General features: G+C 61.0%; 10 protein-coding genes. 7 read left to right on the top strand and 3 right to left on the bottom strand.

Translation table 11 applies throughout. From position 1 onward, the window contains the following. Nucleotides 1-106 precede the first annotated feature (106 nt). The 6 genes from ACZ5DH_RS09695 to ACZ5DH_RS09670 all read left to right on the top strand — a co-directional run bounded on the left by ACZ5DH_RS09695 (nucleotide 107) and on the right by ACZ5DH_RS09670 (nucleotide 10268). Nucleotides 107-1903: an ASKHA domain-containing protein gene (locus tag ACZ5DH_RS09695; protein WP_464254094.1), complete on the top strand. Its 1797-nt coding sequence runs from the start codon at nucleotides 107-109 to the stop codon at nucleotides 1901-1903. Continuing rightward, on the top strand, nucleotides 1904-4255 hold the full coding sequence (locus tag ACZ5DH_RS09690) for a small ribosomal subunit Rsm22 family protein (RefSeq protein ID WP_464254093.1): 2352 nt from the start codon (nucleotides 1904-1906) through the stop codon (nucleotides 4253-4255). A 392-nt stretch (nucleotides 4256-4647) separates the two neighbouring features. Next, nucleotides 4648-6960: a vitamin B12-dependent ribonucleotide reductase gene (locus ACZ5DH_RS09685; RefSeq protein WP_464256538.1), complete on the top strand. Its 2313-nt coding sequence runs from the start codon at nucleotides 4648-4650 to the stop codon at nucleotides 6958-6960. Between the two features lie 203 nt (nucleotides 6961-7163). Then, on the top strand, nucleotides 7164-7670 hold the full coding sequence (locus tag ACZ5DH_RS09680; RefSeq protein WP_464254092.1) for a metal-dependent hydrolase: 507 nt from the start codon (nucleotides 7164-7166) through the stop codon (nucleotides 7668-7670). A 592-nt stretch (nucleotides 7671-8262) separates the two neighbouring features. Next, nucleotides 8263-9369 carry a cyclopropane fatty acyl phospholipid synthase gene (gene cfa, locus ACZ5DH_RS09675; RefSeq protein WP_464254091.1) on the top strand — a complete coding sequence of 369 codons (1107 nt, stop codon included), beginning with the start codon at nucleotides 8263-8265 and terminating at the stop codon, nucleotides 9367-9369. A gap of 116 nt (nucleotides 9370-9485) precedes the next feature. After that, nucleotides 9486-10268, top strand: a complete 783-nt coding sequence (locus tag ACZ5DH_RS09670; protein ID WP_464254090.1) for a hypothetical protein — start codon at nucleotides 9486-9488, stop codon at nucleotides 10266-10268. Between the two features lie 284 nt (nucleotides 10269-10552). On the opposite strand, the gene fabZ is transcribed toward ACZ5DH_RS09670, so the two are convergent. Beyond that, nucleotides 10553-11020, bottom strand: a complete 468-nt coding sequence (fabZ, locus tag ACZ5DH_RS09665; protein WP_464254089.1) for a 3-hydroxyacyl-ACP dehydratase FabZ — start codon at nucleotides 11018-11020, stop codon at nucleotides 10553-10555. Nucleotides 11021-11061: 41 nt separating this feature from the next. Between fabZ and ACZ5DH_RS09660 the strand changes: the two genes are divergently transcribed. After that, entirely contained in the window at nucleotides 11062-11184 is a 123-nt protein-coding gene (locus ACZ5DH_RS09660; protein ID WP_464254088.1) for a hypothetical protein, read from the top strand. A gap of 113 nt (nucleotides 11185-11297) precedes the next feature. Here ACZ5DH_RS09660 and ACZ5DH_RS09655 read toward each other — a convergent pair whose 3' ends face one another. Continuing rightward, nucleotides 11298-11843 (bottom strand): OmpH/Skp family outer membrane protein, encoded by a 546-nt coding sequence (locus ACZ5DH_RS09655; RefSeq protein WP_464254087.1) that lies wholly within the window; start codon nucleotides 11841-11843, stop codon nucleotides 11298-11300. A 206-nt stretch (nucleotides 11844-12049) separates the two neighbouring features. Continuing rightward, the gene (locus tag ACZ5DH_RS09650; RefSeq protein WP_464254086.1) at nucleotides 12050-14431 is read right to left on the bottom strand and encodes an N-acetylmuramoyl-L-alanine amidase; all 2382 of its coding nucleotides are present in this window, start codon (nucleotides 14429-14431) and stop codon (nucleotides 12050-12052) included. Between the last annotated feature and the right edge of the window lie 408 nt (nucleotides 14432-14839).

Genomic DNA, 14839 nt, shown 5'->3' with positions numbered 1-14839 from the left:
GCCATTTTGACAAGGGCGGCAGGGGAGTGAAGCGTGGCGGCGCGGCGCACGCCTTTTCCTTGCCAACCATGGCCCCTTGAGGCAGGCTACATCCGGAGCGATACCCATGCTGTTACAAATTTTTTCCACTGCCGGAACCGCCGCATCCCCTGGGGAAAGCGCGGACGCAAGGCCCCTTGAAATAGAGGCTGCGCCGGGCCAAAGCCTTTCGCAGGCCATCTGGCTTTCCGGTCAGACGCCCCCCCAGCCCCTGTGCGGCGGACTTGGCCGCTGCGGCCGCTGCCGGGTGCGCTTTGTGGCGGACGCCCCGGCGTCCCTGCCCGCCGAAGCGGATGTTTTTTCCGCCAGTGAACTGGCTGAGGGCTGGCGTCTGGCGTGCCGCCGTCAAGTGCCTGACGGAGAAAGGATCGCGCTGGAGCTTCCCCAGGAAAGCATGGCCTCGCCGTCTGGCCCGGAAGATGTTGCCGCCACGGAAGTCGGGCACGACGTGCGGCACACGACGAGCAGCAGCCTGGCGGGCAGCGCGGCCGACATTTCTGCGGAAAAGCCCGTTCCGCTGGCCCTGGCCGTGGATCTGGGCACAACGTCTGTGTACTGGCGCTCCGTTGTTCTGTCCGGCGACGGAGAAAACGAAAACGTGGCGGATGTTGGGGGGCAGGGCTGTTTTCTGAATCCGCAGGCCGGGGCCGGGGCGGATGTCATGTCGCGTCTGGCCGTGGCACGGCAGCCGCAGGGCCGCAGCGTGCTGTCCCATCTGGTGCGGCGCAGCCTGCGAAATGTGGTGGATTCCCTTGATCGAAAGGGCGCGGCGCGGGTAGAGGGTCTGTGCGTGGCCGCCAATACGGCCATGACGGACATATTTCTGGACCTGCCTGTGGACGGCCTGTGCGCGGCTCCTTACAGGCTTGCGCATGACGGGCATGAAACTGTACAGGTGCCCGGCCTGCCGCCAGTGTATATTCCCCCCTTGCCCGCTCCCTTTGTGGGCGGCGACGTGAGCGCGGGGCTGGCCGCGCTGCTGGCCGGGGATATGCCGCGCCCCTTTGTGCTGGCGGACCTTGGAACCAATGGCGAACTGGCGCTTGTGGACGCGGCGGGCAGGCTTTTGCTGGCCAGCGTGCCGCTGGGCCCGGCCCTTGAGGGCATTGGCCCGCAGTGCGGGCAACTGGCCGGGCCGGGGGTGATTACGGATTTCGGTCTTGCGCCCACGGGCCTTGAAGCGCATTTTTTCGCCCGGCGGCCTGAGGATGACCTGCGGGAACACGGCGGGCACTGCCCCTGTCCTTCCTGTCAGGCTGTCAGCCGTAAACCCTCCGCCAGCGGGCTTCTGGGCCCGACGGCGGAAGACGGCAAGGCGCGGGGCATCAGCGCTACCGGCTATGTGTCCCTGCTGGCCGTGCTGCTGCGGACGAAACTTGTGCGTGAGGACGGCGGCTTTGAATCCGCTCCGGCCATGCCCCTGGCCCGCAGGCTGGCCGCGTGCCTTGAGCCGGGCAAGGACAGCGGGGGCATGCGCCTGCGTCTGCCCCACGGCATGTGGCTGTGCGCCGCTGATGTGGAGGAACTGCTCAAGGTCAAGGCGGCCTTTGCCCTGGCGCTGGAAAGCCTGCTGGCGGCGGCGGGACTTGCCCCCGGCGACGTGGCCGCCCTGTGTCTGGCGGGCGCTCTGGGCGAACACGTGCGGGCGCAGGACCTTGAAACGCTGGGCTTTTTGCCGTCGGCTCTGGCCCCGCGCCTGCGGGCCGTTGGCAATGCCTCTCTGGAAGGCGCGGCCCTGCTGGCCCGCAACGGGCATATGCGCGAAAACCTGGCCGCACTGTGCGCCACAGCCCGGCTGCTGCCCCTTGTGGAAGAAAAGAATTTTCATCAGAACTATTTGCGCCACATGCGCTTTGGAGCATAAATGTCAGATCAGCAGAGAAAAAAACCGCGCCCCGACCATTCCCACAACGGCGAAGACTCCCGTGACAAGCCCGCAGACAGACCTGCGAAAAGGCCCGCCGACAGGGACAGGCCGACGGACAGATCCGCGGACAGGCCAAAAGACAGGCCAACGGACAGGCCTGGGCGTTCAGGAAACCCCCGCCCCGGCGGCAAACCAGGTGATTCGCGCGGCGGCAGGCCCGGTCAGGACAAGGGCGGCGAAGGCCATTCCCGGCCCGACAGGGCGGGAGCGGGCAAACCCGGTTCCGACAGAACCCGCCCGGACAAATCCCATGGGGACAAGGGCAGATCCGGCAAAGCCGGGTCTGACAAAAACTGGCCCAACGAGGGGCGTGACTCGAACCGGGGCCAGCACAGGGGGCAGGATAGAGACCAGAACAATGAGCAGAACAGGGGACGGAACAAAGACCAGGACAGAGACCAGAACCGGGGTCAGGACAGAGACCAGAACCGGGGTCAGGACAGAGGCCGGAGTTGGGGCCAGGATGCAGTCAGAGGCAAGGACAACGGGCCGCGTCCGCCTCGTCAGCCTCACTCTGGCAGGCCACGCTCTGACGCGCCGCGCTCCGGCAAGGGCGGAGCGCCTGCCGAAGGAAGGCCCGGCGCAAGGAATGCTTTTGACCGCGCAGATGGTCAGAACAGAAGCAGGGCTGGGTTTAACAGGGATGCCTCCAAAAGGGACGGGCGGGAATCCGCAATGGCCCGCGCCCCGCGTCCGGCAATCGCCCACGGCAATTCCTGGAAGGGGGCAATGCCGCTGTTTCCGCCTTTGACGGAAGAAGCGCGCGTCATTCTTGACCAGCTGCCAAACGTGCTGGCCCGCGTATGGCCCCTCAGCGCGGCCCATCGCCGCTCGCTGCCTGACGACATAGCCCGGCTGTCGCGCCTGCTCACCACCGAGCGGGCGGCCCTTGACCGTCCCTACTGGAGTTCCCCGGCCTTTGTCAGCGCGTATCTGTACTATTTCCTGCCCTGGAATCTGGTGCGGCTTACCCGTCTGCTGGCGGCGATGCCCCTGCCGGACCCGCGGGCCGCCGCGTCTCAGGGCGGCAAGGCTCTGTTGATCGATACCGGCTCCGGCCCGTTGACCCTGCCCCTGGCCCTGTGGCTGGCCCGCCCCGAGTGGCGGCAGGCCCCCATTCAGGTGCTGGCTCTGGACAGCTCCTCGCAGCCGCTGGAACTGGGGCGCAGCCTGTTGCACGAAGTGGCAGCCCTGACCTTCCATCAGCCCTGGCAGGTGCAGACCGTGCGGGCGCCGCTGGAACAGGCCGCGCGACAGGCCGCGCCGCTGCTGGCAGGAGGGCAGGCCCGGCCCTGGCTGATCAGCGCCGCCAACGTGCTCAACGAATTGCGTTTCGGCAAAAAAAGCGGCCGTGCCAGCGCTCTTGATTCCTACGACGAGGACGACGCCCCCCTGATGGGGAGGATGGACGATCCCGATGTGGAAGGGCGCGCCGATTTCGGCCAGTCGGGCCCGGACGAACGGCCCGACGATTGCCGTCAGGAGCGGCTTGCGCGTTTTCTGGACGCGCTTGCGCCGTTGTTTCGCGGCCATGGCCGTCCCGCGCCGGGCGGCGCGGAAGGCCAGCCTTCAGGCCCGGCCCTGCTTTTTGTGGAGCCCGGCACGCGCCTTGGCGGCTCCACCATTATGGACCTGCGCCGTCTGGCTGTGGAGGGCGGGCTTACGGCTCTGGCTCCGTGCCCGCATCAGGCGGCCTGTCCGCTGCTGGGCGGTCAGGGGGGGCGCACCTGGTGTCACTTTACCTTTGGCAGCGAAGGCGCGCCCGGATGGCTTGAAGATCTTTCCGCCGATGCCGGACTAGGCAAAAGCGGCCTGAGCCTCGCGCCGCTTCTGCTTTCGCCCGTGGCGGCTCCAGAAGTTGCGGCTGGCCAGGAGCAGGGACGCAAAACTTCAGGCAGCATGAAGGCCCGTGTGCTCACAGCGCCTTTCGCCGTCCCCGGCCTTGCGGGCCGTGGCCGCTATGCCTGCGCCGCCTGCGGGCTGTTGTTGCTGGAAGACGCCGAAGGCCTGCCGTCCGGCAGTCTGCTTGAGGTCCAGGTGCCCCCGGACGCACGACGCGACGCCAAGAGCGGCGCGCGCATTGTGCGGCGGCCGGGTTTTGGGGGCGCATCGCCCGCCGGGCCTGGGGCTGGCCGCACGGGCCACACGGCACACACGGATCACGCGGACCGCCCGGGCCGCCCGGGCCGCCGGGATGCTCCGGACCGTCCGGCCTCCCGTAGGCCATTTTCAGCGGGCAACTCCGGCAGGCCGCAGAGGCGTGACGGAAAGGGCGGAAAAAAAGCGTAAAACTATTTTTTACGTAGGAGTACCCCCCACAAGACGTGCACCCCGCGCGCTTTGTGGGGGGTTTTGTATGGAGAACGGCTCTTAGAGCATTTTCGCATTGAGAATGGATATTCTCAATGCTTCCAAGACGCTCGCTTCGGCGCGTAACCGCGCAAATAAATTGCGCTTGCGCCTCCGCGGCGGGCGTCTGCTCACGCAGAAGCCAGAGCAATTTCAAAGTGAAATTGCTCTAATAAAAATATCTATCAGTATGTAACGTCATTGAATTCAAGCTGTTATTTTCGGACGTTTTAGAGCGGGGCTTTTATTTGCCCTTCAAGCGTGTATACTCGGCCATGGTCCCGCAGGACCGTTTTTGCCCCGCACAACTTCAAGACAAGGTTATCATTCCCATGCTCGCACAGCCCAAAGATCTCCCTGAGCCACAGTTGAAGCCCAATACCGAAGTCGTTTTGCAAAAGCGTTATCTGCGCAAAAATCCGGACGGAAAGATTACCGAAACCCCGCGTGATCTTTTTTGGCGCGTGGCAGCCGCCATTGCCGTCGAAGAAGAAAAATACGAGGGCTCCAGCCAGGAGAGCGGGCAGTTGGCCCGCGATTTTTATGACCTCATGACCAGCTGGAAGTTTCTGCCCAACTCGCCGACGCTCATGAACGCGGGCACGGACCTGGGGCAGCTTTCCGCCTGCTTCGTGCTGCCGGTGGGCGATTCCATCGAAGAAATTTTTGACGCCGTCAAGTACGCGGCCATGATCCACAAGTCCGGCGGCGGCACCGGCTTTTCCTTTTCGCGGCTGCGCCCCAAGGACAGCCGGGTGGGCTCTACCGGCGGCGTGGCCTCCGGCCCTGTGTCCTTTTTGCGCATCTTCAACACGGCCACGGAGCAGATAAAGCAGGGCGGCACACGGCGCGGCGCCAACATGGGCATCCTGCGGGTGGACCATCCGGACATTCTTGAGTTTATAGGCGCCAAGGAAAAAGAAGGCGAATTCAACAACTTCAATCTTTCCGTGGGACTGACTGAAGCCTTCATGCAGGCTGTGGAGCGGGATGAGCAGTATGACCTCGTGGCCCCCAACAACGGCGAGGTCATGAAGCGCCTGCCCGCGCGTGAGGTTTTTGATCTGCTGGTGCGCAAGGCATGGCAGTCGGGCGATCCCGGCATTGTCTTTCTGGACCGCATCAATCGCGACAACCCAACGCCTGACCAGGGCGACATAGAATCAACCAACCCTTGCGGCGAGCAGCCCCTGCTGCCCTTTGAGGCCTGCAACCTGGGTTCCATCAATCTTTCCTGTTTTTATGTTCCCGGGCATGAAAACGATGCGGACCCGGCTGCGAAGGGCATAGACTGGGACGGACTGCGCCATGCCGTGCATCTGGCTGTGCGCTTTCTCGACAATGTTATTGACGCCTCGCGCTTTCCCCTTGACCGCATCAGCGAAACCGTGCGCAAAAACCGCAAGATCGGCCTGGGCGTTATGGGCTTTGCCGACCTGCTCTTTCAGCTTGGCGTGGCCTATGATTCGCAACAGGGCATTGACCTTGGCGAAAGGCTCATGGCCTTTGTGCAGGAAGAAGGGCACAAGGCATCGGCCCAGCTGGCCCAGGAGCGCGGACCGTTCCCGGCCTACGAAACCTCGGTGTACGGCCGCCGCAAGCTTGGGCCGTACCGTAACGCCACGGTAACCACCATCGCGCCTACGGGTACGCTCTCCATCATCGCGGGCTGCTCGTCCGGCGTGGAACCGCTTTTTGCCTTGTGCTTCACGCGCAATATTCTGGATGGCGAACGCCTCGTGGAAGTGAATCCGCATTTTGCGGAAGCGCTTGAGAACGGGGGACTGTTCAGCCATGAACTGATGGACGCCGTGGTGGCCAGAGGTTCCATTCAGGGGATGGACTATCTGCCCGCCCCTCTGCGCAAGGTCTTTGTGACCGCCATGGATATCGCGCCGGTGTGGCATCTGCGGATGCAGGCGGCCTTTCAGCGGCACACGGACAATGCCGTGTCCAAAACCGTCAATCTGTCCAACAGCGCCACGGAGCAGGACATCCGCGAAATATACTGGCTGGCGTATCAGGAAGGCTGCAAGGGCGTCACCGTATACCGCGACGGCTGCAAGAGCGTTCAGGTGCTCGCCACGGGCGAGGGACAGAAGAAAATGGACGGCGAATCCGCGCCCGATTCGGGCACGGCCGGGCAGCCGGGCGGTGCGCCCACCGCCGCTTCACCCATCGCGGCGTCCACGTCTCTGGTGCGCAAGCGTCCCGACGAGGTGCAGGGCTTTACCCGCAAGGTGCAGACGGGCCTTGGGGCCATGTATCTTACGGTCAATGAAGTGGACGGCAGGCCCTTTGAGGTCTTTGCCACCATTGGCAAGTCCGGCCGCTCCATTACCGCCAAGGCCGAGGCCATAGGCCGCCTTGTTTCTCTGGCGCTGCGCTCCGGCGTGCATGTGCGCGACGTTGTGGCGCAGATCAAGGGCATCGGCGGCGAACACCCTGTCTTTCGCGGCAAGGGCCTGCTGCTTTCCATCCCGGACGCCATTGCCTGGGTGCTGGAGCAGCGCTACCTCAAGGATGAGGTTGTGGACACCGTCAGTGACCTGGCCGCCAATTGCTGCCCCGACTGCGGCGAAAAGCTGGTTTTTCAGGAAGGTTGTCTGATCTGCCCGGCCTGCGGCTTTTCCCGCTGCGGGTAGACAGCGTATCACGAGCGCCTTTCCTGGTATTTCAGCGTCGAACTTCGCCTTTTTTCCGGCCGGGTACCATCAGAGTACACTCCCTGCATAAAAGGCTTGTTCTCCTTGATATACCAGGAAATTCATCTCGTGACGGCACTGTCTGGGACGGGTTCTCTTTGAAGATATATTCCCAAGGTTAACATTCTCTCTCAGGATTATTCATGAAGTGGATAACCCATCAGGCCACGGCCGTGGCTGCGGCCCTGGCTCTGCACCTGCCCGTTGCCGGAGTGGCGGCGGCCTGCGTCGGGGCTGTCATGCCCGACGTGCTGGATCAGCGCATGGCGGGCCTTGCCCCCACCAGGCGAGGACGGCAAAAAATATTCAATGCCGTTCACAGGGGGACTACCCACTGGTTCGGCTGGTGGCTGCTCTTGTGCGTGGCGGCTTTTGTCGTGCCCGGCCCGCAGATCGGCCCCATGGGGCGTGACGTGTTGCTGGGGCTGGGCTTCGGCGGCCTCAGCCACGTGGTTCTGGACATGCTGACGCCATCGGGCGTGCCCCTCACGCCCTTTTCACGCAGCAACAAGTTTTCGCTCAAGCTGTGCTCCACTGGCAGCCTGGGGGAATACTGCTTCCTGCTTTGCGTTGTGGGCTTTGTGTGGTGGTTCTACGGCGCTGACCTCTTGAAGCTGACGCGCCATCTGGCGCACACGAAAATACTGTAGACTGCCACAGCCTTTTTCTGCCTGTCGGTTTCCGGCGCGGCGGACGCAAGCGGCCTTGCCGCAACGTCCCCGCGCCGGTGTTTTTTTGCCGTTCTTGCCGGGCAGCAGGGGGTGTAGAGTATTTTAACCCTGGAGTGCTTTGTGGGGGAGGGACCCTTTTGCAAAAGGGTCTCCTCCCCCACGCCCCCACCCCCTAAAACTTTTGACGTGGTGTAGAACAGCTTACGAATGGAATGAGTTAACTGCTCCATCCCTGCACGAGAGTGCAGCGCGCCGCAACATGGCGTGGATTCTGTCTGGAGGCCCCGTTTGCCGGACATGGCATCGCAAAGTTTTTGTGCCCATGCCTGCGATTGCTATATGTTACGGGAGGTTATTGTTAACTCTTGAAGGAATGTCGTGCATGGGATGCTGCCGATATATTTAACATAAATGAAATATACGTACTATTGTCTTTAAAAAAAAATAGCAGTAGTCTTTATTCAAGTTCACATCGTGCGCTGAATTCAAGTTACGTAACTAGCAAAAATATTTTCTTTATGCGCAGGTTTTGCACGCCTGTTGCCATCAGAGTCAATATGGAGTGTCAGTTATGTGTGAATCAGACATTAAAAAAATGCTTGCTTCGGTTGATGTCGCCATTGACGGGCCCCGTCCCTGGGATATTCAGGTTCATAACGACAAATTGTATGGCCGCGTTCTGCGCTTTGCCAACCTTGGGCTGGGTGAGGCCTATATGGAGGGGTGGTGGGACTGCAAGGCCCTGGACCAGTTCTTCTGCAAAGTTTTACGCGGGGGGCTCGAGAGGCGCTTCCGCTTTACCCTGCCTGTCCTGCTTGAGCTTGTCTCCTACCTGTTCCGCAATCTTCAAAGCCCCGAACGCGCGCACATGGTGGCGGTGCACCACTATGATTTCGGCAATGACGTGTTTGAAGCCATGCTCGACGCGTCAATGCAGTACAGTTGCGCCTTCTGGCAGGGTGTGGACACCCTTGAAGCGGCGCAGAAGCAGAAGATGGAGATGATTTGCCGCAAGCTGTTGTTACGGCCGGGCATGCGCGTTCTTGACATAGGTTGCGGCTGGGGCGGGCTTGGAAGGTATATGGCCCGCGAGTATGGCGTAAGCGTTACCGGGGTGACGGTTTCCAGGGCGCAGGCGCAATACGCGCGCGACCACAGCAGGGGCCTGGACGTGCGCTGGCTGCTGCAGGATTACCGATCCCTGACAGGCACCTATGACCGTATTGTTTCAGTGGGGATGTTCGAGCATGTGGGGCACAAGAATTATGACGTCTTTATGGAAAAGGCGCGCAGCCTGCTGGCTGAGGACGGTCTTTTTTTGCTGCACACCATCGGGACCAACGAACCCCACCACAGCGTGGATCCCTGGATTGAAAAATACATCTTCAAAAATGGCATACTGCCCTGCATTTCTCTTCTTGGAAGAAGCGCGGAAGGGCGTTTTGTGATGGAGGATTGGCACAACTTTGGCGCTGATTACGACAGAACGCTCGTAAGCTGGGCCGACAACTTCATCAGGGGAAGGAAAGAGGGCAGATTTCAGTGCAGTGAACGTCAAAGCCGCATGTTTTTGTACTATCTGTTGAGTTGCGCAGGAGCTTTTCGCGCGCGCGACCTGCAACTGTGGCAGATTGTATTGAGTCCGGGAGGCGTCGCGGGCGGCTATGCCCGTCCCTGAGTTTATGGTTCGGCTCCGTCATTCTTCTTGCCTTGCATTGGGGGCGGCGTTATGGCTTCTGCTTGTGCCATGACGCCGTCTTTATTGGACGGGGTATTCCTGCGACGGAGCATGTTGTGAACGGAATTCTTGCATTCAAGCTGATCGTAACGCCCCTGCTGGTGCTGATCTGCATGCTCATCACCCGGCGGTGGGGAGCTTTTGTCGGGGGCGTGGCGGCCGGTTTGCCCGTGGTTTCCGGCCCTTTGTCCTTTTTTCTTACTCTTGAGCAAGGGGCGGCCTTTTCGGCGCAGGCCTCGTACAATACCCTGCTCGGCATCGACGCCAACGGGGTGGCCGCTGTGGCCTATCCCTGGCTGGCCGTGCTGGGCGTCCCCTGGTATCTGGCCATTGCGCTTTCACTGGGCATATATTTTCTGGGCGGCTGGCTTGTGCAGTCCTTTCCCTACTGGCCCCTGGCCGCCTTTGCGCTCTCCCTGCTGTCGCCCCTGCTGGTGCTGGTCTGCCTGCCCCGGCAAGACGCCCCGAAGGTCACACCGCCGCAGCACTCGCACCGGTGGCTTATTGCCGTCCAGATGGGCTTTGGCTCGTTGCTGGTCTATGTTGTCACCGAGGTCGCCCACTGGCTCGGGACGGGCTGGAGCGGCGTGCTGATGTTCTTTCCTGTCATGATTTGCGCCATGGTGCCCTTTATACACGTAACGCAGGGGGCAGGGGCAGTGGTGCGCATCTATCGTGGGCTTATGGCCGGATGGTTCGGCTGCATAGCCTTTGCGGCCATTGTTATGGCCCTTGTGGAGCATACGCCGCTTTGGCTGTGCTATGTGCTGGCCACAGCGGCGGCTCTTGGCGCCAGCGCTGCCGTCACCCTCGTGCAAAAACGCGTAAAGGCCGCCTGAGCGGTGCTGGCGGCCTTTGGCGTGATTTATGGCGCGTGACGACATGGTCTGGGGGGCGTGGGCGAGGAAACCCTTTTGCAAAAAGGGTCCCTCCTCCACAAAGCATTTCAATTCCAATGTGGCAGCGTGTTAGGGAAACGCTGATTAAAGGGCCTTTTGGAAACGCGCAGTTATTTCGTTTGGCAAGGCGCGATCTTTTTTTGAAGCAGGAGTGGACTCTTCCGTCCTCGACTGTTTCAAAAAAAGTGAAGCAACGCCGCCAAACGGAATAACTGCGCGTTTCCTTAGCTTTTGGGTCTGTCGCCGATAGCTGCGGTGATTTGCGCTTCCGCCGCCAGTTTGCCGTCCACAAAGGCGCGGGCTTCCATTTTGCAGAGTCTGAGCTTGAGGCGCAGGTTGGAGCATTCGAGGTCCAGACGGTCGCCCGGAACCACCTGGCGGCGGAATTTCACGCCGTCGAGGCCGGTGAATAGAAAGAGCTTGTCGTCCAGGTCGCCCATGCCGGCAGCGGCCAGCAGCCCGCCCGTCTGGGCCAGAGCTTCAAGAATGAGCACGCCTGGCATAATGGGCGCATCGGGAAAGTGCCCCTGAAAAAACGGTTCGTTAAACGTCACGTTTTTGTAGGCCTTTATGTGCGAACCAGGCACGCACTCCACCACTCTGTCCACCAGCAGGAAAGGGTAGCGGTGGGGGAGCAGGCGCAAAATACGCTGTATGTCCATGCTTTGGGGCTGAGGGGCTGATTCCTGCATGTGGCCTCCTGGGTATTTCGGGCAGGACACGGGGGCGGCCCATGATTGCCCGCTGGTATGTTGAAACTCTTGAGCGTGTAACACTTGAAATGCTCGCTCACGCCTCTGCTGCGGGTGTCTTGGAAGCATTAAGAATGGATATTTTCATTAGCAAAATGCTCTAACGCTGACACGCCGAAGCGCAACGGTCTTGCCTGACCCAACGGCAGTTGCCAATAAAAAAGCCTCCCGCCCCGTCAGGGTCGAGAGGCTGTATTGCAGTCGTAAAGAGACGGAACTATTTTTTGCCGCCCTTGTCGTTCTTCTTTTCTTTAAAAAGCTTGTTCACTTCAGTGAGCACGTCCTGGGTCAGGTCCATAGACTGGTCGGCATACAGAACGCCGCCGGCGGTCACGTCCACCACGAAGTTGAAGCCTTTGGCGCGGGCCACTTCATAGGTGGCGCTGAAAACCAGGGTAACCATGTCCTGGCGCAGTTTGACTTCTTCCTGCTCAACCTTGCGCAGGAAGTTACGGGTCTTCTGGTCCAGATCCTGCTTGGCGCGAATGAACTCAAGCTTCTTTTCTTCACTGACCTTGGGATTTTTGAGAGCTTCGGCCTTATTTTTGAGAGCTTCGCCCTGCTTTTCAAGGGCAGTACGTTCTTTGCCGAACTTGTCTTCCATCTGCTTTTTAGCAGCTTCGGCGGGTTCGCTCTGAGTGGCCACCGTTTGCATGTCCACAACGCCAATTTTGGCAGCCGGCACGGCATTGCTGTCAGCCGCAAGCGCCGTTCCAGCCATGAGCATGCAGACCACTAAGGTCATCATCAAAACCTTGCGCATGTAAAGTACTCCTTCCCCGATTGCTGTTTTTTATGTCGTCCTTGCGGAATTGGGATGACCCTCGCGCCGTAAGAAACTTGTATAATGGTAGGTTGATACAGCCTGCACTCACGTTGCACAAGCAGGGAGGCATGGTTGCCGCGCCGGTACAGTTGGGCTTTAGTGTTGCTAATACTTCAGCGCGGCGCGTATTTGAAATCCCTGCATCACATAGCACCAGCGCTTTCGGGCGTCAAGGAATTCTGGGCTGTCCGCTTTTTTAACAGTCGGTCCTTGTATGCAAGTATGCCCTCGGCCAGTCCTTCGGCCAACGTCAGGCGGTATTTGGCGTTGGCGAGATTACGGGCTTCTTCGGCATGGGTGCAATAGCCAAGCTCAACCAGTACCGCGGGCATCTGCGCGCCAAGCAGCACATGGAAGGGCGCGGATTTGACGCCGTTATTGCGTACAGTATACTCGCGTTTTTTCAGTCTGAAAAGAGTAATACGCTGAATATCTTGAGCAAGCTTTTTTGATTCATCAACTCTTGCTGAAAGCATCACATCAGCCAGCATCTTTTGCATATCGCCAAGGCGATGATCACTGCCGGCGTTTTCCAGTGCCGCAACACGCGCGGCTTCGGCGTTTTGGGCAAGATCAAGGTAGTAGGTTTCAAAGCCGTTGACGGATTTGTCGTCATTGGCGTTGATGTGGATGGAGACAAAAAGGTCTGCCCCCGCCTCATTGGCCCGGGTCGTGCGTTCGCGCAGGGAAAGGCCGGTATCGTTGGTGCGGCTGTAGACCACATCGACCCCGTTGGCCTGCAGCAAGCGCCCAAGGGTCGTCGCCACGTCCAGGGTGATGACCCGTTCAAGAATGCCGTTGTGGTGGGTGCCGGGGTCGCGGCCGCCATGCCCGGCGTCAATGAAGACCGTGCGCACAGTGAGGCCCAGTTGGCGGGCCATGTCATTGACATGCCGTGGTTCGGCGGGGGCGTTGGCCTGGTCCCCCGGCGTGTCCTGTCCGGCAAAGCCCGCGCCCTTGCCCGGACGGGGAGGCAGGGGGGTATTGCCCGCCGCCACGCGCAACACGATGCGGCAGGGGTTGCTTTCTGCCTGCGTGTCAAAGCGCCGCACATCCCTGAAGCTGAACTGCATCACCGAGCCGCCGCCCTTGCGGTCGCGCACGCGGATGGATTGCAACAAACTGCCGTTGACCGTGACGCCCCGGCGCACATCCTTGACAACGGAGGCGTCGTCAAACTCCAGATACAGACTGGAGGCCGCGCCTTTTTTGCCTTCTTCAAGCCGTGCGCGGTAGCGGGCCGGCGCGGAGAGATCCAGCACGATTTCAACGGAGTTTTTGCTCAGTGAATTCCAGGAAAGCGTGTGGACTTCAGGAGTCGCTGCCTGGGCGGGAGCCCCGCCAGCTTTGGCACCGGGAGCGGCGGCAACGTCGGCCCCGCCGGAAAGGCGCTGCCGCAGGATTTTGGCCTGCGGCAACATGTCGCCCTGCGGATACAGGGTGGCGATGGCGTCAAGCAGCTCCAGGGCTTCCTGCGGCTGGTTCAGCCGGTCTGCCTCAATGGCCGCGGCCCGAAGGAGGGCGTCGTCCGCCAGCGCGCTCTTGGGAAATTCCTGCGCGAGGTTCAGGTAAAGATCGCGTGCCTGACGGTACTCCGCCGCGAGGTGGGAGCAGTCGGCCAGGGATTCCTGGCTTGATGCCGCACGAAAAAGCGCACCGGGGGATATGGCCCAATTTTTACGGCTCTGGTAAATGAGCAGAAATTCCGCCGCCAGTTCTTCCCAGGGTTGCCTCCAGCACGAGCGTACCTTGTCGGCGCTCAGACCTTCCATGTCGGCCTTGGCCTTGCGGTAGCGCGGCAGAATCTGATCCTGGGGCAAGAGGGCGGCGGGGGAAGCCGCCAGACCGGGGGCCGCCGCCGCGGACTGGGCCGACGCAGACAGGGCCGACGCGGCAGGAGCGCCTGCATCGGCACGCTTTTTATCCCTGTCCTGGGCTGAAGGGCTTGACGCCTGGTCTTCAATGGAAGGCTTGGCTTCAGAAGCGGCGACCTGCCGGGCTTCGGGGGCAGTGCGCCCCTGTGCCGCAGCCAGAAGGGTTTTTTCAAGGGCCAGGGCTTCGGGCAGCATATCACCCTTGGGATACTGGGTCTTGATGCGGTTGAGAAGTTCCAGCGCGCCCTTGTCATCCTTGAGCCAGGCTGCGCGAAGTCTTGCGGCGTGAAAAAGCGCGTCGTCAGCCAGGCGGCTGTCGGCGTGGCGCAGGGCCACCGCCTCGTAACATTCTATGGCCTTGCGGGCATCGGCCTTGGCGAAGGAGCGGCGGGCGAGTTCCTCAAGGCTTTCCGCGGCGCGAAAAAGGGCGGCGGGGCGGTTGGGCCAGCCGGGATCAGCATCATAGATGGCGCGAAATTCCGCAGCCAGTTTTTCCCAGGGTTCACGCAGGTTGGCTCTCTTGGCGTCCAGGCGCAGCGTTTCAATGCCGGTCTTGGCGGTATCGTAGCGTTTGGCCGTGGGCGGCAAGGACGTGTACCCGGTGTCATAAAAGAAAACCACCAGAAGGCAGAGGGCCAGCAGAAAAAACACGGGCGGCGCAAGACGCCTGAAACCGTGTCTCGTCTGGACGGAGCCTGCGGCCTGTTTTTGCGACCTGCCCGCAGGCGTATCCTGGGGAGACCGTGGCGACGGACTCCGGGATTGCGTCTGGGCCTTTGGAGGGCCCTGGGTCGGGGATGGGTTTTCTTTGCGGGCCACGGGTGTTCCTTGCTCTGCTGGTGCGCGGCTGTCATTTTAGTGACAGGCTGCTGTGTTCCTTGTGTTTGTGCCGGGTCGCCTGGTGATATGCGGGCTTACAGCCGGCGTTTTTTTCCGCCGCGCACGCCCATTGCAGACATATTTTGCACAATATATGCCAAAAAAGATTGACATGCAAAAAAACGTGGCGCGGGGATAACCCCGCGCCACGCCTGTAGTTACGTATGGCCAGCGTTGTGA

Source organism: Desulfovibrio simplex, from assembly GCF_055387835.1.
The sequence above is the reverse complement of the archived record's forward strand: the minus strand, read 5'-3'. Positions and strand labels throughout refer to the sequence as shown.